This is a genomic window from Marasmitruncus massiliensis (genome assembly GCF_900186535.1).
GTDB classification, from domain to species: Bacteria; Bacillota; Clostridia; order Oscillospirales; family Ruminococcaceae; genus Anaerotruncus; species Anaerotruncus massiliensis_A.
In genome coordinates this window covers 474971-494117 of the sequence record NZ_FYDE01000005.1, presented here as the reverse complement: position 1 = coordinate 494117, position 19147 = coordinate 474971, and the positions used below count along the sequence as shown (strand labels likewise).

Sequence of the window (19147 nt, the reverse complement as noted above, 5' to 3'; positions counted from 1 at the left end):
TAATTTAGTGAACCTTGATGTTAGAATTAAGTAAACGATAACGTTAACATTTACGTAATCGATAATCTAGATCATGAGGGATTAATATGGGTACAGAAGTAACATTAAAAGACATTGCAGATGAATTAGGTGTTTCCATGACAACAGTGCATCGCGCTATCCATAATAAAGATGGCGTGAGTACTGCTATGCGCGAAACAATCCTGCAAAGAGCCAAAGAGTTAGGCTATACAACAAACTATGTGGCCTCTTCTCTTAAACGTCATGCTATGCAGGTGGCGGTTGTTCTCCCATTAAAAACTGGCAATGGACAATATTATAATAAGTATTTTTGGGATGCAATAAGTTCCTGTGAAGCAGAGGCAAATAGTTTAAATGTCCATGTTAATTACTATGCCTTTGATGAAACTTCTGACAGTCAAATAGCGGTTCTGGAAAATCTTTATAACAGTAGTGGCGGGAATCTTTCCGGATTATTGACTATGCCGGCCAAGCAGGACGAAGCCATGCGCCGCGCAATTGAGCGTTTTACTTATAGTGGCATACCAGTTGTTCTTATTGATAATGACATTCCGGATTCTGGCCGGCTCTGTTGTGTCGCCCCGCATGATACATTGACGGGGCGTCTGGGCGCGGAAGTTCTTTCTTATCTGACTCATGAACCGGGGCGTATTTTAATTGCCGGCGGTTTTGAAGAAAGAGCCTCTCATGTGCATAATCTGCGTGGTTTTCAGGATTATCTGAATGAACACAACAGTCCCCTTGAACCACTGATTATTTATAATTATCAGGACTGTGAACAGGTTTATAAAGAAGCAACAAGAATATTAAAATCAACAGATGATATAGTCGCTTTCTATTCTGTAACGGCTCGCGAAACGCTGCCGCTTGCAAAAGCCGTTGTTGATTACGGCCTTGCAGGAAAAATTCGAGGCGTTGGAAGTGACCTATACAAGCAAAGCGCACAACTACTTAAAGATGATGTTATTCAAGCATTGATTTATAAAAATGCGTATGACAAAGGGAAGCGTGGCTTCAGACTATTGTTTTCCTATATTGTGAAAAAAATTGATCCGCCTGCAGAATCAGTAACTGTACCAATTAGTATTATTATGAAGAATAATCTTTGCTATTTCGAAGAAAGAATTTGATTTTAATAAAATTAGATAATAAGCCCTTCTCGCCTTGGTCGTTCCTGAATTTTTATTTTCTTTTAAAGGAAAATAATAATAAATGTTAAGGAGAATGAAAATGAAAAAAGTACTATCGGCAATGCTTGTAACGGCGATGTTTACCAGCGTGTTATCCGGATGTGGAGGAGCTTCCCCCGCAGCTACATCTAGCACCACTCCACCTGTCGTTGCCCCTGCCAGCTCTGAATCAGCTTCCGCTGATGAGGTATTTGAATTTAAGCTGGCGGAGAACCAACCAGCTGATAACCCAATATCTAAAGGAATGCAAAAATTTGCTGAACTGGCAAAAGAAAAATCTGGTGGAACGGTAAATATTGAAGTTTACCTGGATGCGCAGCTTGGATCAGAGAACGAAACCATTGATCAGATTCAGGCTGGTACGCTTGATTTCGCTCGTATCAATACTTCTGCGCTCTCATCTACAGCCGATGAGGTTGGTGTCTTTACATTGCCTTACATTTTTACTTCCACTGAGCACAAATATAAAGTCTTAGACGGAAAGATCGGTCAAGGCGTTATCGACTCACTTGAGAAGTATAATATGATCGGTCTCGGTTACTGGGAATCCGGCTCGAGAAGTTTCTATTCCACAAAGAAGCCAATAAAAGGGGTTGCAGACATGAAAGGACTAAAAGTCCGTGTTCAGCAATCTGATGTGGCAATCAAGATGGTTGAATTGTTAGGCGCAGCTGCAACACCTATGTCATATGGCGAGGTCTATCAGGGATTACAAACGGGTGTTATTGATGCCGCAGAAAATGATTTCGTTTCTTACTATACTTCCGGACATTATGAAGTTGCTAAAAACTATACGCTCGATGGACATATGGCTCCTCCTGCAATGGTTTTGATGAGCAAGACTGCCTGGGATAAATTAAGTGACAATCAAAAAGCAGCTGTCACTGAGGCTGCATTGGAAGCATGCACATGGCAGCGCCAGGCGATGAATGATTATCAGGAAGAAGCACGGAAGAAAGTTGAGGAAGCTGGATGCGAAGTTTTTGACGTTGATGTGAAAGAGTTCCAAAATTCAGTTTCAGCAATTTATGATATGTATCCCCAGTACGCTGACATAATCGCAGCAATCAAAAATGTAGCATAGAAATAGAATTTTTAATTTACGCGATTATCCTCAAAGAGTATCCCGTGCCTTAAAACCGGCACGGGAAACTCTCTAGTTACTTTATAGGGGGGTATACTAATTGAAGAATACTTTTCGCACTGGAATAGAAAAGATAAACAGTTTTTTCAACAAATTGTCTTCGTTGGAGAGTTTTATTTGCTGCTATCTGCTAATTATTCTAGTTTTAATAACATTTGCCCAGGTTTGCATGCGTTTTTTATTTAACTCTCCATTTAGCTGGGCAGAAGAAGTTACTCTTATGTTTCTTGTCTGGTTTGGTTATTTGTGTATGGCTTTGGACATCCATACTGACTCGCACGCCGCACTTTATTTTTTATATAATAAGATGCCTGCGCCAATCCGAAAAGCGGCTGATCTTATTCGCCATGGCTTACTAACTTGGTTGTTTGTTGAAATGGTCAAATACGGCGGACAAATTACGAAGCTCAACATGGCAAAGCGACAACCAGCCACCCAGTTTTCCCAAGGCTGGTTATTTGCTCCACTTGTTGTCGGTGGCATTCTAATGGTTGTTTATTCTATACTCAATTTTATCATTGTGCTAGAGAAACCGCTCAGTGAATATCAAAAAGAATCCCAAAAGGAAAAAACGATAGATGATCTGAACATTGAACGAGGTGGTACCGTATGAATGAAATCGTAGTTGGAACTTTTATTTTGATCTTTTCATTGATTTTTCTGATGTGTATCCGTATTCCAATTTCATTCTGTCTCGGTCTCTCTGCACTATTTACAGCTGTCTATCTTGATATTCCTTTTTTGAATTTATTTCAGAAAATGTCGACCGGCATCACTAGTTTTACTTTTATGTGTGTGCCGTTCTTTATTATCATGGCACAGATTATGACCGACGGCGGCATATCAGATAGACTCACAAAATTCTGTAATGTTCTTGTAGGTCGTATGCGCGGGGGCACAGCGATTGTAAACTGCGTAGTTTCAATGTTTTTTGGGGGAATCTCTGGGTCCTCGATTGCTGACGTTTCGTCAATTGGCTCCTTTCTGATTCCCGCAATGATAAAAGAAGGCTATGATGCCGACTATAGCGTGGCTGTTACTTGTACTAGTTCGGTTGAAGGAGTTATCATTCCTCCAAGCCAGAATATGATATTCTATATTGTAGCTGCTGGCAGTGGGCTATCAATAAGTACAATGTTCATGTGCGGATACATACCGGGCGTCCTGTTAACAGCTGCACTTTGTATTTGTGCCTATGCGATTGCGGTAAGGAAGAAATACCCTATTTCCGAGAAAAAGACATGGAAAGAGAATATTTCTATTGTTCGTGAAGCACTGCTTGGACTTGTTACAATTCTCATTGTTGCGGTTGGAATTGTATGTGGTATTTTTACTGCTACCGAAGCTGGTGCGATTGCAGCAGTTTACGCGTTAATTGTCACTGTTTTCTTCTATCGCACTATGAACTTCAAAAAATTAATAGGCTGTTTCATGAAATCCCTTAAAACCTTGAGCACCATCATGGCTATTATTGCAACTTCCAGTGCATTCAGCTATGTTCTTTCCTACTTAAAAGTTCCAACCAGAGTGGCCAATGCATTGACTACAGTTTCTAGCAACCCTGCCATTGTTATGTTTCTCATGGTAATGCTGATGATTATTCTCGGCTGTTTTATGGATATGGGAATACTAATTATCCTTCTGACTCCAATTCTATATCCTGTTGCTATGTCGTTTGGTTTTAATCCCTATCATTTCGGCCTAGTCATGGTTCTCGCTCTGGGCCTTGGGCTCCTGACCCCACCTGTAGGAACTTCGCTGTGGGCTGGGTGTGCAATTGCAAATATCCCAATTGAAAAATCCTTAAAAGGGTTTCTTCCATTTTATTTTACCTACCTAGCAGTTTTAATAATTATTATTGCATTCCCAAGTATTGCACTTTTCTTACCTCGTGTGATGGGTTATAGTGCATAAGTAACCCAATATACTCTAAGAGCATAAAAAAAGCCGCCCTTTGGGAGCGGTGGAGTGGATCGGCTACACTAAACTAGACAGAAATTTTAGTTCTATGCTAATATCAAGTTGAAAAGGAGATTAATAGCATGAACAGAAAAAGACGACGCCGATCTTTCAATGATGAATTCAAGCACCAGATTGTCCAGCTGTATAACGCAAACCCAAATCTGAAATCTGCCGTGAGTACGATCTGGCTCCTACAGTAGTTGAACGCTGGATCAAACGGATCAATGCCACCGGTTCTGCCAAAGAGTGCGATAACAGAACCCCGGAGGAACAAGGACTGATCCGGTTGCGCAAGGAAAATCAGCAGCTCAAAATGGAGAATGATATTCTAAAACAAGCAGCGCTAATATTCGCACAAAAGTAGAAGTAATCCGGAGCAATGCTCACAAATACTCAATATCAGCGATGTGCAGAATCCTTCGCATTGCTCGCAGCACCTACTATTATGAATCAACAAGGACTTCCGCTAAAACCGAACTTAAGGATACTGTGGAAACCGTTTTCAATGAAAGCCGCAAAGTCTACGGAAGTCGTAAAATCAAGGTCGCTTTGAAAAAGCAAGGGATTATTCTCTCGCGTCGGAAAATCGGCAGGATTAGAAAACTTTTTTAGCGCCTGCTCTGCAAATGCTTTCTGTTCCTCCGGCGCCGTCCCCATATTTTTACAAAGTGCACGATTGAGTCCGACACTTAGATGGTCACAATATCGCCTCACCTGGGGGTCATTGGCCGCCTGAGAATAGACAGTATATCCCAAATAGGCACCTAGGTAAGCAATGCAGGCACTCAAGCAGTTATAGGTATAAATTTTCCGTTGGAGTAACTGTGCAAAATTCCGTGTTGCCGGAAAATGCGCAAAAGGCATCTGGAACAGTGCTTCATCCACATCATACGGCTGTTCCGAATAATCTTCGGATAAAATATCTAAACTGCCGTTGGACACCGGAATGCTGGTGCAAAAAATGACGCCCTGTGTCACCAAGATGTTCTGCTCAGCAGATTCCCCCAGTGCTTTTCGCAGCGTGACTTTGGGTGCAATCCCATTTTCACACGCGATCACCGGCAGCGACCGTTCTCCCCGTTTTTGACTGGCCTGCTTCAGAAAAGGGGCCAACTCCGCCAGATGTTCTTCGCCCACCGAGGTAAAAACCCAGTCGGTCTCCGCCACACGCTGAATAGCTGCTTCACTGGAAACCGGGAACGCTTCGTAGTCCCTGATTACAGTCCGAGGCGTCTGTTCTCCCACTTGAATTCGATAGCAGCCGTTTTTCTGCAATGCACGAATTAAGCGCTCATCCTGATCTACAAAACACAGGGCCGCCCCATCCGCCTGCAACAGCCGAGCCAAAAAGCCGCGGCCACTTCCGCCAGCACCAATGATAACTACACGTTCAGACATGCAGCCACCCCTTTTTCTTTAAAAACGAAATTTGTTCTTTTACAATCTTTGCTGCCGGCTCACTCGGCATAATATGGCAGACCCGCTCTAACACAGCGTCTATACCCTGTTCCTCACGCAGTCTGTGCAGTTCTTCGGCCGTTGGGTCCTTCGGATTGGTCGCCGGGTAATAGATTGCAGCCGCCAACGTCGTAGCAAGTGCCGTGTAGGTCATTTTATGGCGCTCTACAAGGCGCAATGTCCCCACAATGCGATCAATTCCCCCTTCATGCGGCTGCGGTCGATGGGCAGTTCCCAAAAATCAGTAACCGAAACCGCATTGGGATCAATCTGCAGTATTTCGTCTGTCGCTTCAACACCTGACCGCATGATAACCGCTTCTGAAACGCTCATATGCGCTTCAAAGGATTCTTTCGTCTCCGGAGTTCTCAAGTTCCGTAAAATTGCTGCATGGAGCTGGCTGGCGGGTTCTTCTCAGTTTTCGCAGGTAATAATTGTTCTCTCTCTCGTACCCAGTTCCGGTTCTGCCAACTTATATGCATCCGCAATCGTAGCCGCTAAACTGTCCAGATTCTTTCCGCCAACCGCCATAAATACGATATCAGCTTTAACAAGGGCTTTAGCAATAGCCGGAACATCCCGCAGCGAAATACAGTCGAAGTCCGTAACCCACTGGCAGGCGTCCGGATTTCCCATCACATTCACATAATACTTTCCGCATTGGTTGAGACTTCTGACCAGTTCTTCATTTAACTCGACATATGTAATATGAAATCCGCTGCGGCTCAGCAAATGTCCAATAAATCCGCGTGCTATTTTTCCACCGCCAAAAATCATTGCATTCATGCTTACTCCTCCTTCATGTTAAACAACGGCTTTTCCAAGTGATAATACAGCGCCAAAAACTGCTGATATTTTTTTCGTACCGTGCACATCTATCCGCATCCGGTCGATAAGTCTGTATGGGACGCACGATCTTAGCCGTGCCTTCTTTAAACGACATTCCCAGATGAAGTATCGATAATGCTAGAATAGCTGCTCCAGTACAGCCGGCCTCGGTGGTATTCAGCTTGACAAAAGGGGCATTCATCACATTTGCCTTCATCTGGTTCCATAAATCATCCGTACTGGCCCCACCAGAAACAATCATCTGTTCAGGCTTCACTGGCAGCTGGTCATAAATGGCCCGCAGGGCAAAACACACGCCTTCCAACACGGCGACTGCTAAATAAATTTGCCGATGGCTACGGCTGAGTCCAAAAAAGACCCCGCGCACTTCCGGGTTATTCCACGGATTGCGTTCACCTTCGATATAAGGCAGAAAGAGCAGATTGTCATTGCTTGCCAGCGGGATTTCATCCTGATTTTCAAACAGTTTGTTGAAGTAATCATGGACATCTTTTGCCCCCATCAGATCCTTTACAAACCACTCTACCGCCTGACCACCAGAAGATGTAACCCCATAGAAGGCTTCCCGGTCATCTAAAAACAGCACACGATTGACACCCAGATATGCTTCTCTTGCAACATGAACGCAGGGACCCACGCACCCAAGATGTTCTGAAGTCCCGGTCAAATTCAAACCCACAAAACCATTTGTAAGCGCCCCCATTCCCAGAAAGGCTGCATTCATATCATTCCAGCCAACAACAACTGGAATTCCTACGGGAAGGGCTTCAAATCCCGCAACACCTGCACGAAGTTCCCCCGCTCTTTCGTAAGGCTGCTTTACCTGCGGCAGCAACGATTCTGATGTGCCCGTAAAGGAAAAAATCTCCGGAACCGGGCGGCCAGTGTGTGCGTGTACCAATCCTTTTAAACTGGTGGGATCCGATACCAATTGCCTGTCAATCGATAAATCACATAATCTTTGATCTGAATAAACCGGTACGCACAGCGTACCGGTTCAGGCTGATGTTTTTGGAGCCAGCACAGTTTAGTAACACCGTAGGCCGGTGTTACCACCATATCCATTCCAGTCAGTTCTTCCACCCGCGTTGCCGAAAACTTCTGAGTAAACACCTGCGCTTCTTTCCGCGCGCGCCCATCCATCCAGGAAATCAGATTTGTAAGCGGCTCTCCCGCTTTGTCCACCAAGCATTGTGCAAAAATTTGCGCACTGAAAGAAATCGCTTGAACTTGCGACAGATCACTTCCACCCTTATTTAGCGCCTGGATCGCCTGCCCAACTCCTTCAAAGATTTCCTTTGGATTCTGCTCGACCTGCCCTTTCTCTGGAAAGAGTAGGGAATAACGTCCCTTACCCAAAGCAAGCAACTGTCCATCTTCAGAAAATACTGCAGCCTTACAGGAGGACGTGCCAATATCAATTGCCAGGATGCTTGGAACCATGTTACACCTCGTATTCACAAATATCACAAAAAACTACCAATGTGTTAACTGACTGTGGTCATATTAGCACATTGGTAGCGCTTTGTCAATACGATTTTGTTTTGTTTTTGTTATATTATTGTCATATTATTATTTCTTATCAGTGTTATTTTTATATTTTCCCCGCAATGGCCGGACTTATCAACTGCACATGCATTCGTTCAGCCAACTGTTTCACCGCATTAGTCGCTTGATCACACACCCACATATCCATTGCGTCCATACGCGCAAAATTCAGCATTGCCGGGTTGTTGAGCTTTTCAGCGCCAGCCATTAAAATGCATTGTTGGCTAATCTCTAGGATTGTAGTCTTCAATTTTGCATCAACGGGAGAAGCTGATGACAGATCCCCATTTCTTGAAATTCCACGAATTCCAAGAAATGCTTTCTGGATATTATAGGCACGTACACTCTCTATTGTCTCCAGACTGGCAAATGAGTTTAGCTGCCGGTCACCCTTTCCCGGCAGGGCAAAAATATTATAATCTGAATTCTGAAAACACCAATTGATTACAGAAAGGCTATTTGTAATTACCGTTAGTCGTTTTGGCAATTGAGCAGGCTCTCGAAACAGCATCGGTGCTGTTGTTCCAGAGTCTACATAAACCACATCATCATCGTCCAAAAGTGGAGCAGCTAAGCGTCCAATAATCTCTTTTGATTCCACGTTCAAAGCAGTTCGTTCATCATATGAAGTAGGTAGATAGTAAGATTTGTAGGATACCCCGCCATATCGTTTTTCTACGATCCCACGTTCAGCCAACTCGTTAATATCTGCCCGCATGGTATTCTTGTGGACAGCAAAATATTCACACAATTCATTGATTGTAACAAACTCTCGTTCAGAGATATACTGTTCTATTTGTTTTAATCGCACTGCTCTCATATATAATCGCGCACACAGCCGTGTACATCTTTCCCTGCCTTTCAAAATCACATATTACTATTTATTATATTAACATTAACATAAACATAATAACGATGCAACATTTTTAAGTGTAAACTTCTTTTGTTGTTTTTCTCATCAACCATAAAACACCAGCTTGTGTATTTACCGAAGTTCACCACCAGGGTTGCGGTAGCGGCCACTACAGCAGGAATCTTACCAAGATACTATCTCTTCAGGGAGAAAGCCAAGGCTGCGGTAGCCGAACGGCAGGGGATGTGACTGAAAAAAGGTGGAAAACGGTGCTGAAGAGGCGCTCACTTATGTAGATTTCTCACCCGAGCATTTGACGCGCACCCGTACCAACAATGTCATTGAGCGGCTGAACCAGGAAATCTGAGTAGCAGGCCGCTTTTCAGACGGCTATTCGGCGTTTATACTGGTCTGTCAAAAAGTTATAGCCTGTAATGCCTTCGCTAAACCTTCCAATTTCCGGATTATAATACCTCGCACGGAGATAGAGTTCACCGGTTTCTCTGTCGAAGTACTCCCCACAGTAGCGGAAGGGGTTAGAATCCAACTTTTCAGGGTTCTGCTCGTTGCCGAACGCATCGTAGCGGCAGGTTTTAAGCACATTGCCCCACACGTCCGTGCGTTGGATAACGGTCTCGGTGGGCATTGAACAGGTAATACTGGTTGGTGCCGTCCTGTTCGCGCGCAATGAGATTGATTCCGCGCAGATAACGCGCTGTCATAGTTCCGTCGTGACGACTTCCGCCACGATGTTTTGGCCGTCCCACGACTGTACAGTAGATGTGATCTCTGCGTTGCGTTCAATTTCGATACTGAATCACTTTATTATAATTATTATAATTTCTTAAACTAAGATCTACTCAAATTAATGAATTGGCCAATTAATGGGGTAAGGATACCCAATAACATAATTGGTACGTACATTAACCAATAGTATTGATCTTGTAATGCAACAGTTTCCGGGTATTTATTCCAATATATAATTTTTATTTGGCTTCCGACTTCTTTGCAGTAATTTACTGGTATCGTCTCAGGCTTCAACTCTAAAGTTTGTCCATCAAAATCAAATTGAATGATTGGCCATAGGCTCTTTTTAAATGGTGGCCCATACCATTCATATCTTATAATAATTCCTGTTTTCCGTATTCCATTTTTAAGAATACTAGTTTGTTTTACCCAACCTCTTACTCCTGAAAAGAATAAAAAGGCTCCAAGAATTATTAAAAAAATTCTAAGACTCATTAACTTTTCATCTCCCTGATTAACAGAAACAACCACACCCATTGCTGGGTGGTTGTTTTGCGTATCCGGTATTTAGCTTGCTTTCAGTTCTGTCCGGTCAGCAGTCTTTTCAAAGCGATATTCAATTTTGTTTGGCTGGGACGCATCAAAGTCAAAAGCAACTTTAAATTTCACCGTCACATGCTCCGGAAAATTTCTACCATATCAACATATGACTGAACAATCTGTTTCAGCAATATCAACGTAATGCAAAATTTGCAAGTATACAGTAACCGGCTTCATGCTAAGTTAAGGGGCTGTTTGAGCTTCACAGTAGACTGAAAAAATTTCAGATTATATCTCCTGCGGTATACCCAAAACAAAATCATACTTTACGGTAAACATCCTTAAGGAAATCTTATTCTGCATACTCTTCTCATTAGTACCCGTTTTACATTCTTTTCCCCTTGTTCAAATACGGCGAAAGGTTATTGAAATACATGAGCTCCAGCTTATGCATGGCCCGGGTGCAGGCAATATACAGCATGCTCTGATCCATTTCTGTCCGGTAGGTGGAAGCATCCGCGAATGGGACGATCACCTGATCGAATTCTAAGCCTTTTGCCATGTGGGCTGTTGACACTATCACACCGTCATGAAATTCTGTACTGCTGAAACTCAATAAACTGACTTTATGGAATTGATCCTTGAGCTGTTCGTAAAGCTCGGCTGCCTGACTTTGTGTCTTGCAGATGATCCCAAGAGTATGGTAATTGGAGTCGGCGAATTGCAGAATCCTCTTCTGAAGCAGGCAGAGTTGGTCGTCCGCAGAGAAACACCTCTCAATCGTTGGCTCGTCACCGTGCCGTTCGATAGGAATCAATTTGCTGCTTCGTTTCAGCTTCTTGGCAAAATTCATGATCTCAGTCGTGGAACGATAGCTTTTACAGAGCTCCACACAGTCGGCATCCGGAAAGATGCTTCTGATTGACTCCAATGTCGAAGAACTGTATGGGTTGACCGACTGGCTGGCGTCGCCCAAAATCGTTATTTTGCAGTGGAACAGTTTGGTCAGAACTTCGTACTGGACAGGGCAGTAATCCTGCATTTCGTCGATAAGCAGATGCTTAATCTTCCGGTAGTCTCCTTTTGCTCCCTCAATGAATATTTTAACAAAAACATAAGGAAAGACGTCGGCGTATTCCAGCGTGTTTTTCTGCTTTAGCTGAAAAAGATTCGGTTTCCCGATCACATTGAAGAAATGCCGATAGAGAGACAGCGCATCCTGAAATTCATACATTTCCAGAATGGCTGCTTTCACCTTCCTTGTGGTCGCACCTTTCATTTTGCCATCCATCTTATTTTTACTTTTGACGATGACGCTGGCAGCTATCTTTTCGAGCCGATGCCTTATTGGCAGCCTCCTCATCGCTTCATAACCCTTTTGCAGTTCCTCTTTGGAAACAACAACCGAATCAACATGGAGGTCTGTCGGATGGAAGTATTCTGCATCCGCATGTGCCAGAAAAGATTTGAGCGCATTTACAAAATCTGTCGACGCTTTATATCGGATACGCCGGGTCAGTTTTTGGTCAGGGTCATCAATTAACCCGGATACCTGCTCCTCAAAAGTCTGAAATTTTATCTTGCCGGCGATTTCCTTTGCTGCGATTTCTTCGAATCCGATATCAGTGATTTCTTCCTCTCCAAGCTCCGGCAGGACATTGGAGATATAATCTCCAAAAACTTTGTTCGGAGAGATAATCAGGATGTCTTTTGAGTTCAGCGTATCTTTGAAGCGGTAAAGCAGGAAGGCCACTCGGTGCAGGGCGATGGAGGTTTTGCCGGAGCCCGCTACGCCCTGTATGATCAGCACTCTTGCCTGCTCGTTTCGAATAATTGCATTTTGTTCCCTCTGTATGGTTGCAACGATATTTTTCATGCGCTCGCTGGAAGTCTGGCTCAGTTCCTTCTGCAGAACCTCGTCGTCAATATTAAGGGCGCTCTCGATCATGTATTGCATTTGGCTGTCTTTAATTTTGTATTGCCGTTTTAAGGTGATTCTCCCTTCCATTTTCCCTGCTGGCGCTAAATAGTTGGCTCGCCCGGCTTCAAAATCGTAAAACAGGCTGGAAACCGGGGCTCGCCAGTCATAAATTAATATTTTATTTTCGTTTTCTTCCGCGAAATTGTGAATCCCAATGTAAAAAGCGTTTTCTTTGATCTCATCATCCCTGACGAAATCAATCCTTCCGAAGTAGGGGGAGTTGATCAGTTTGGAAAGTTTTTGCCTCTGTAGAATCGCTTTTTCTCCGAAAGCGATCGTGTTACTCACAGCAATCCGGTTGTCCGCTTTTTCCACCGAGTCAAGCTGGGAGAGGTTTTCCCAGATGTATTTTTTCTTTTCACGGATTTCGTGAGCATAGTTCATAATCTTGTCATCTATATCCTGAAATGCTTTTCTGAGCTTTATCAAAATCATTTCAAGATAACGCTGTTCTTCAGCTTCACTTTGATTCAACATCCGATAACCCTCCTTTTGAAGTAACTTATATTATAGAGACTTTTTTAGAAAAGTATAGACTTTTTCTTTGAGATAAGGTATGATACTGTAACAGTGGGCTCAGTGAACAATTGTAATTATTTCATAAAATTTCATTAAATTTATGTCGCAAATGTACAAACAGAGGTTCTTGCCTTCTTTTAAAAAAATTGTCCGTGACAAATTCTATAACAAATCCGAAAAGTCACCAAAGACGGACTCGTCGGCTTTAACGGGACAAGCCCCGGCATTCCATATCAGTATGCCGGGGCTTGTTATATCAAAAAATATAATTTTTTCCCCCATACGCGGAAGCCTTGATTTGCGGGAGTTTTGCGGATGTCATACTTGCCAGAAATCAAGCAAGAGCAATGATACTTTTCCCATAGACAGCGGCTCTGCACTATGGGATTATCCAACATCAGGCAGTTTGTGAACGTATCACAAGCTGCCTTTTTTCACGCCTGACCGCAAATAATTCTCTAATCATAATGTGCAACTCATGTCAACCGCCGAACTGCCGGGCTTGCCCATCATGCCATCCAGTCGACCGTCCCTCCGATATGTGGTCAAAATTCGGCTGCAATAAATCATTACGGCCATACAAAGCAGCCTCATTAGTTGTTACTTTTTTTGTTGTAATTATTTCATCAATTTTTAGATGGTTGAAGTCTTGCAATTCTTTTTTCAATGGCGTATAATAAAAACAGATACTTATTAACATAGTATTAAAAACTATGATTGTAAATGGAGCGGTTATGGCAGACGCAGGAGAGCTTAAAAATATCAACACAAGCGTCATCCGGCATACTTTGAAAGCCAAAGGAACTATGAGTAAAAACGCGTTGGCAAGAGAAACCGGGCTGAGCTTTCCGACAATTAGCCGAGCTGTAGATTCTTTGCTTTCCGCAGGGGAACTGTTAGAAAAAGGCGTAGGGACTTCAACCGGAGGCCGTTGTGCACAGCTTTACGCGATAAATCCCCTTTACAGGGTGATAATGTCTCTATACTTGGAAGCGGAAGAGTTGCATTGGTTTGTAAGCGACTTATCAGGAAAAAATGTGGAACAGGGGAATGAATTCTGTGCAGCAGAAATTTTAAAAACTATAGATACGCTGATATGGCGTATACAGGCGCGTTACCCACAGCTCGGAGCGATCACAATGGGTTTGGCTGCGAATGTCTGCGGAGGCATTATTCAGAAATCCTTTGGATACAGCGAGCTGTGGGGCGTAAACCTGTCCACATATCTTAATAATATTTCAGGTCTGCCATGTGCGGTGGAAGGAGACATGCAAATTGTATCTACAGGGTTCTGGGCGAGATGTAGTCCCCCGAAAAAGGCGGTGGTCTGCATTTATCTCGGGAAAATGGGAATTGGCGGCGGAGTCGTAATAGACGGCCACGCCTGGCACGGTACATCTGCCTTTGCAGGAGAACTGCATTACCTCCCTATTGAACATAATTTGGAATATGCAAAGACTCATTTTAAAGATGTGGATATTGTTGATTATTATGCAAGAATACTAGGTTCTTATATAGCGATTTTAAATCCGGATCGTATGATTCTCTATAGCAATGATCTTATAGCCGGAAAAATCGATGAAATCCGAAAAGAGAGCGTCAAAAATTTTCCGCCACATACTGTTCCTCAGATAGAAATATCTTATGAATTTGAAGAAGATTACAAACGGGGGTTATTTGTCTTTGGAAACCGGCTCCTTGATTAACTTCCGTTGGTAAAGGAGTCATTCGTAATAGCTTTTCGCTATTATTATCGTATTGAAACAGTGGATTGAACAATGCCCCGCTGTGATCATCATTTCTTTTTTCTCCATTTTAATAAAAAAGCCGAGTTGAGAATAACAAGAACGGAACCCGCGTTATGTACCAGTGCGCCTACGACAGGGTTTAAAATCCCGACCATAGCCAAAATGATTGCAGCAAAATTTAAGGTCATGGAAAACGTGAGGTTGCACTTGATTGTCGCCATCATTTTCTTTGCAAGGTACATCAAATGCGGGAGTTCTTTAATATCATCACTGACCAGCACAACATCCGCCGCGTCTATCGCGATATCGCTCCCAATCCTACCCATCGCAATTCCGACAAAGGCTTTTTTCAATGCAGGTGCGTCATTGATGCCGTCTCCAATCATGCAAACCTGCTTGTGTTCCTGCTGATATGCATCGATCCAGTTCAGCTTATCTTCCGGCAGGCAGTTTGCGTGTACTTCGTTGATTTGAAGCTGTCCCGCGATATGTTTTGCCGCGTTCTCATGGTCGCCGGTCAGCAAGACAGGCGCAACACCCGCTGTTTTCACCGCGGCGATCATTTCTGTGGCTTCCCGCCGCAATGTATCTGCCAGTGCGAGAAAGCCGGACAGCTTTTGCCCGATGGACAGATATATGACCGTGCAGCCATCGTCTATATACTTTTTCGCCTCTGCCGCATCCTGCGGGGACACAGCGATGTTCTGGCCAGAGAGCAGTTCAAAATTTCCGGCAACAATTTCTTTTCCTGTTACAATAGCCCGCACGCCGCGCCCGGGCAGCATCTGAAATTGCTCCGCTTGTATAATATCCTTCTGGTTTAAAGTCCGGTAACAGCGGACAATTGCTTTCCCAAGCGGATGTTCCGAACGGGCTTCAGCACAGGCCGCGTAAGTATAAATCTCCTGTTCCGGAATATCGGGAAGAAAGCTGTGGACTGCAACGACTTGCGGTGTTCCATAAGTCAGGGTCCCCGTTTTGTCAAAGGTGATTTTCGCTACAGATGCCAATCGCTCCAATGCGTCGCCTTCCCGGACAAGAAAACCGTGTTTCGTGGCATTTCCTATGGCGGCCATAATAGCGGTGGGGGTGGCCAGAACGAGAGAACAGGGGCAAAATACAACCAAAATCGTAACCGCCCGAATAACTTCCCCTGTGATCAGCCAGGTCAGCGCGGCTGTGCTCAAGGCGGCCACAACAATCCAGGTGGCCCACCTGTCCGCTGCTCCTACGATTTTCGCTTTTCCTGCGTCTGCGGATTGAACGAGCCGAATCATGCGCTGGATGGAACTATCCTCTCCGACTTTCGTCGCCCGCATATCAAAAGAACCGAATTGATTGACTGTGCCGCTGGATACTTCATCCCCAATGCCCTTGTCCACCGGCAACGATTCACCCGTCATAACAGCCTGATTGATAGAGGTCTGCCCCGATTTAATCACCCCGTCCACAGGAACTGTTTCGCCGGGAAGCACGCGAAGTATATCTCCGATATTCACCTGTTCTGCGGGAATGATCTGTTCGGCTACGCCGTCAATTTTCCGGGCAGTGCGCGGCGTGAGATGAACCAGTTTCTCAATTCCGGCCCGTGCCTTCGCAACTGTCAAATCCTCCAGCAAAGCGCCCAGCTGCATAATGAAGGCCACTTCACCCGCGGCGAAGTCTTCTCCGATCACGACGGAGGCAATCAGCGCAACGGAAACCAGAACATCTGCCTTGATGTCAAAGGCGGTTACCAAACCGATGATTGCTTCTAAAATAATGGGAATGCCGCACAAAATGATAGCGGCCCACGCCGCGTCGAACGGAAGCGGCGCAAGATCAAAGATACTTGCCAGCAATGCAAGCCCGGAAATCGCCAAACAGAAAATCTTCTTCGGGGTACCGCCCCATTCCAAAAATTTCTCTAATTTCTGCATTTTTGCCTCCTTTTATTTTACCCATGGGGGTATAGGTACATTATACCTATAGGGGTATCACTTGTCAAGTGAACACAAAAAAGCCAGCCGTGAGTTCACGGCTGGCTTTACCATATAAAGATCAAGTCATATTGGCAAAACGCTCCACAGCTTTTGTAAAGTTCTCTATCGTTTTATCCGCGTCGCCATGCTCGATCCCATCTCTGACACAATGGTTGATATGTCCCTCCAAAACAACCTGTCCCACCTTATGCAATGCGGACTTTGCCGCATTGATCTGAGCAAGCACATCTTCACAGGGAATATCCTCCTCCACCATTCTGTCAATCGCCTGCACTTGTCCGATGATTTTTTTCAAGCGGCGATGCAGATTTTCAGTGTCCATGCATTGTCTCATTTTTGATGCCTCCATATACCATTAGGGGTACAAGTATATTATCATGCAGGCCTTGCTTTTTGTCAAGGTTTCTTAAAGCCCTGTCTTTTTCCTTAATTTTTATTCTGATAAGAATACTATGCGGTGAATTTTACGGTGAAGTAACCTGAATCAAGAAAATTTCACTGATATATTTGATTTTGGCTTTTTATTTTGAAAAAGAGAATCAAATATCACATTATTGCAATTATCCCGCTCAATATAGCTTGTTTTTTTGAAAACGCCATGTTATAATACAATCATCTGATATATTAGAAGGAAAGGAACTGGATTATACAGCAAGAAGGGGTTTCATATGTCAAATTATATTAAAGACATTCATCTTTACAGTGCGGTTTCAAAAATGAGCCGGCCAATCGCCGATGCGACCCATGAGATTTCAGATATCAAATTTTACGTCGTGGAACTGGTCACGGAAAAAGGAATCAAAGGTCAGGGATATTTGCTAAGCTTCCATTATTCTCCCGAAGCAATTGAGGGAGCTCTCAAAGACCTGAAGCGCTTTTTAACAGAAAACCGGTTTGAAGTGAATGAAGTGATCCGCATGAAGCAGCTGTACGAGGCGGAATGCGAATACTTTGGGAATCCCGGTCTTTTGCGCTGGGCGCAGGCCGCCGCTAATGTTGCAATGTGGGATGCATGGGCAAAAACGCTGGGTCAGCCGATTTGGAAGCTGCTCGGAAGCAACGGAAAAAAAATCCCGGTATATGGCAGCGGCGGCTGGCTCAATTACACCGACGAAGAATTGCTTGACGAGGTCTGCCGGTATAAAGCACGCGGTTTCACCGCAGTTAAGGTAAAAGTGGGGAGCCCTGATATGGAGCGCGATCTGCGCAGGATGCGTATGGTGCGTGAAGCGATTGGAGATTCCATGCGCATCATGATCGACGCCAACCAGGGAATGGATGTTCCAAGCGCAATTAAACTCTCGAACCTTGCCAAAGACATCGGCATCCACTGGTTTGAGGAGCCAGTCGCAAATACAGACTTTGCCGGCTATGAAACAGTCCGCGCAAAAACCGGCATCAGTCTGGCAATGGGCGAACGCGAATACAGCGATACCGCCCTGCTTGACCTCATTCGCCGCAATGCGCTTGATCTTTGGCAGCCGGATATCATCCGAATTGGCGGTGTGGAGGCATGGCGTGAATCCGCGGCACTTGCAAATGCCTATCATATCCCCTGCCTGCCGCATTATTATAAGGACTATGATGTGCCTTTGCTTGCAACAATTGCAAATCCATGCGGCGCAGAAAGCTTTGATTGGATCGACGGAATCATCGACAATACCATGCGTATTGAAAATGGTTATGCAATCTTGCGCGATGGCGCCGGTTGGGGATTCAGCTTTAAAGAGGAATGTCTCAATCCGATCCAATAAAAAGAGTCATATGATGAAAAACCACGGTGGAACTTGTCCACCGTGGTTTTTTCAAGAAACTTAATCCGGATTTTCCTCATACTTCAGGGTTTCGAGAGACGAAAGTAAGGAATGGTTAATATGTTCTGCAAAGGCGGCCTCAATCTCGCGGTCATCTTCCATAAGGATTGCACGGATGATGCGCCGGTGTTCAGACAGGGTTTCCTGACGGGTCGAGTTGCGGTGCTGAAGCATGCTTAAAATTCCTACGCGATAGGTATCCTGCATGAGCTCATGGAAATAACGCGAAAGGCGGGCATTACCGGGCGTGTCTACGATAAATTGATGAAATTCTATATCCAACGAATAAAACTGCCGTTCATCCTCCAGATTTGTGCGATGCTTCATTTCATCGAATCGTTTTTCAAAATTCAAAAGTATGATGCTGTTCATTTGGTTCTTATATTTTATTGCGACAGTAGGCTCAATCAGCTTGCGTATCTGATAGGTTTGAGCAGTCTCTTCCGGGAGGATTCGTTTTACACGGGTGCTGCTTCGCGGATAGATTTCGATCAGGTTTTCTTTTTGCAGCATCAGCAGGGCTTCCCTTACGGGCGTACGGCCAGCCCCGATAGTCTCGGCGATCTGTTTTTCACTGATTTCCTGTCCGGGGTAGAACTCGCAGTTAAGCACCTTGTCTTTTATAAACTTATAAGCGGTATCTTTCAGATTGGCAGCTGCCTCCATAACTGATCCCCTCCGGCAAATATATCAGATAAGAATAGTATAGCAGAAATTGATAAAATAGCAATCATAAACAAAAAGAGAAATGAAAAAACAGCAACTTGGATATTGAATTTGAATAAACGGGA

The 19147-nt window shown here is 44.2% G+C and carries 19 protein-coding genes and 2 pseudogenes; 8 read left to right on the top strand and 13 right to left on the bottom strand.

Annotation, left to right across the window (positions count from 1 at the left end; genetic code table 11):
- Positions 1-86: 86 nt before the first annotated feature.
- From C1A10_RS10380 to C1A10_RS18975, 5 genes are all read left to right on the top strand, one after another.
- Complete coding sequence (locus C1A10_RS10380; protein ID WP_101910197.1) at positions 87-1151, top strand: LacI family DNA-binding transcriptional regulator; 1065 nt, start codon at positions 87-89, stop codon at positions 1149-1151.
- Positions 1152-1251: 100 nt separating this feature from the next.
- A complete protein-coding gene (locus C1A10_RS10375; protein ID WP_101910196.1) occupies positions 1252-2295 on the top strand; it encodes a TRAP transporter substrate-binding protein in 1044 nt (347 codons plus the stop codon).
- Positions 2296-2395: 100 nt separating this feature from the next.
- Positions 2396-2968 carry a TRAP transporter small permease gene (locus C1A10_RS10370; RefSeq protein WP_207654725.1) on the top strand — a complete coding sequence of 191 codons (573 nt, stop codon included), beginning with the start codon at positions 2396-2398 and terminating at the stop codon, positions 2966-2968.
- A complete protein-coding gene (locus C1A10_RS10365) occupies positions 2965-4269 on the top strand; it encodes a TRAP transporter large permease (protein WP_101910195.1) in 1305 nt (434 codons plus the stop codon). Before C1A10_RS10370 ends, C1A10_RS10365 begins: the two co-directional genes overlap by 4 nt.
- Before the next feature lie 453 nt (positions 4270-4722).
- Positions 4723-4929 carry an IS3 family transposase gene (locus C1A10_RS18975; protein WP_423241418.1) on the top strand — a complete coding sequence of 69 codons (207 nt, stop codon included), beginning with the start codon at positions 4723-4725 and terminating at the stop codon, positions 4927-4929.
- A gap of 348 nt (positions 4930-5277) precedes the next feature.
- On the opposite strand, the pseudogene C1A10_RS18970 reads toward C1A10_RS18975, so the two are convergent.
- The 7 genes and pseudogenes from C1A10_RS18970 to C1A10_RS10335 form a co-directional block, all read right to left on the bottom strand.
- A pseudogene (locus C1A10_RS18970) lies at positions 5278-5715 on the bottom strand (mannitol dehydrogenase family protein); the annotation flags it as partial.
- Positions 5708-5962, bottom strand: a complete 255-nt coding sequence (locus C1A10_RS10355) for a hypothetical protein (RefSeq protein WP_145997727.1) — start codon at positions 5960-5962, stop codon at positions 5708-5710. The pseudogene C1A10_RS18970 and the gene C1A10_RS10355, both read right to left, overlap by 8 nt.
- A complete protein-coding gene (locus C1A10_RS18490; protein ID WP_180951092.1) occupies positions 5941-6084 on the bottom strand; it encodes a hypothetical protein in 144 nt (47 codons plus the stop codon). The genes C1A10_RS10355 and C1A10_RS18490 overlap by 22 nt, the downstream gene beginning before the upstream one ends.
- 105 nt (positions 6085-6189) lie before the next feature.
- Positions 6190-6561, bottom strand: coding sequence for a mannitol dehydrogenase family protein (locus C1A10_RS10350; protein WP_101910192.1), 372 nt, complete (start codon positions 6559-6561; stop codon positions 6190-6192).
- Positions 6562-6574: 13 nt separating this feature from the next.
- Positions 6575-7459, bottom strand: a complete 885-nt coding sequence (locus C1A10_RS10345; RefSeq protein WP_145997726.1) for a xylulokinase — start codon at positions 7457-7459, stop codon at positions 6575-6577.
- A 71-nt stretch (positions 7460-7530) separates the two neighbouring features.
- Positions 7531-8067, bottom strand: a complete 537-nt coding sequence (locus C1A10_RS10340; RefSeq protein ID WP_101910190.1) for a xylulokinase — start codon at positions 8065-8067, stop codon at positions 7531-7533.
- Between the two features lie 151 nt (positions 8068-8218).
- Positions 8219-8992 (bottom strand): DeoR/GlpR family DNA-binding transcription regulator, encoded by a 774-nt coding sequence (locus C1A10_RS10335; protein WP_101910189.1) that lies wholly within the window; start codon positions 8990-8992, stop codon positions 8219-8221.
- A gap of 286 nt (positions 8993-9278) precedes the next feature.
- Between C1A10_RS10335 and C1A10_RS10330 the strand changes: the two are divergent.
- Positions 9279-9389 (top strand): annotated as a pseudogene (locus C1A10_RS10330) (transposase); the annotation flags it as partial.
- Positions 9390-9407: 18 nt separating this feature from the next.
- Here the strand turns inward: C1A10_RS10330 and C1A10_RS10325 are convergent.
- From C1A10_RS10325 to C1A10_RS10315, 3 genes are all read right to left on the bottom strand, one after another.
- Positions 9408-9713: an RHS repeat-associated core domain-containing protein gene (locus C1A10_RS10325; protein WP_145997725.1), complete on the bottom strand. Its 306-nt coding sequence runs from the start codon at positions 9711-9713 to the stop codon at positions 9408-9410.
- Between the two features lie 161 nt (positions 9714-9874).
- The gene (locus tag C1A10_RS10320) at positions 9875-10267 is read right to left on the bottom strand and encodes a hypothetical protein (RefSeq protein WP_101910187.1); all 393 of its coding nucleotides are present in this window, start codon (positions 10265-10267) and stop codon (positions 9875-9877) included.
- 430 nt (positions 10268-10697) lie between these two features.
- Complete coding sequence (locus C1A10_RS10315; protein WP_101910186.1) at positions 10698-12770, bottom strand: HelD family protein; 2073 nt, start codon at positions 12768-12770, stop codon at positions 10698-10700.
- Positions 12771-13546: 776 nt separating this feature from the next.
- Here C1A10_RS10315 and C1A10_RS10310 point away from each other — a divergent pair.
- On the top strand, positions 13547-14518 hold the full coding sequence (locus tag C1A10_RS10310) for an ROK family protein (RefSeq protein WP_180951091.1): 972 nt from the start codon (positions 13547-13549) through the stop codon (positions 14516-14518).
- 89 nt (positions 14519-14607) lie between these two features.
- On the opposite strand, the gene C1A10_RS10305 is transcribed toward C1A10_RS10310, so the two are convergent.
- Both C1A10_RS10305 and C1A10_RS10300 read right to left on the bottom strand, forming a co-directional pair.
- On the bottom strand, positions 14608-16479 hold the full coding sequence (locus tag C1A10_RS10305) for a heavy metal translocating P-type ATPase (RefSeq protein WP_101910184.1): 1872 nt from the start codon (positions 16477-16479) through the stop codon (positions 14608-14610).
- Positions 16480-16600: 121 nt separating this feature from the next.
- Positions 16601-16876 (bottom strand): metal-sensing transcriptional repressor, encoded by a 276-nt coding sequence (locus C1A10_RS10300; protein ID WP_101910183.1) that lies wholly within the window; start codon positions 16874-16876, stop codon positions 16601-16603.
- Positions 16877-17210: 334 nt separating this feature from the next.
- On the opposite strand from C1A10_RS10300, the gene C1A10_RS10295 reads away from it, so the two are divergent.
- Positions 17211-18296: a mandelate racemase/muconate lactonizing enzyme family protein gene (locus C1A10_RS10295; RefSeq protein ID WP_101910182.1), complete on the top strand. Its 1086-nt coding sequence runs from the start codon at positions 17211-17213 to the stop codon at positions 18294-18296.
- Positions 18297-18356: 60 nt separating this feature from the next.
- On the opposite strand, the gene C1A10_RS10290 is transcribed toward C1A10_RS10295, so the two are convergent.
- Positions 18357-19022 carry a GntR family transcriptional regulator gene (locus tag C1A10_RS10290; protein WP_101910181.1) on the bottom strand — a complete coding sequence of 222 codons (666 nt, stop codon included), beginning with the start codon at positions 19020-19022 and terminating at the stop codon, positions 18357-18359.
- Between the last annotated feature and the right edge of the window lie 125 nt (positions 19023-19147).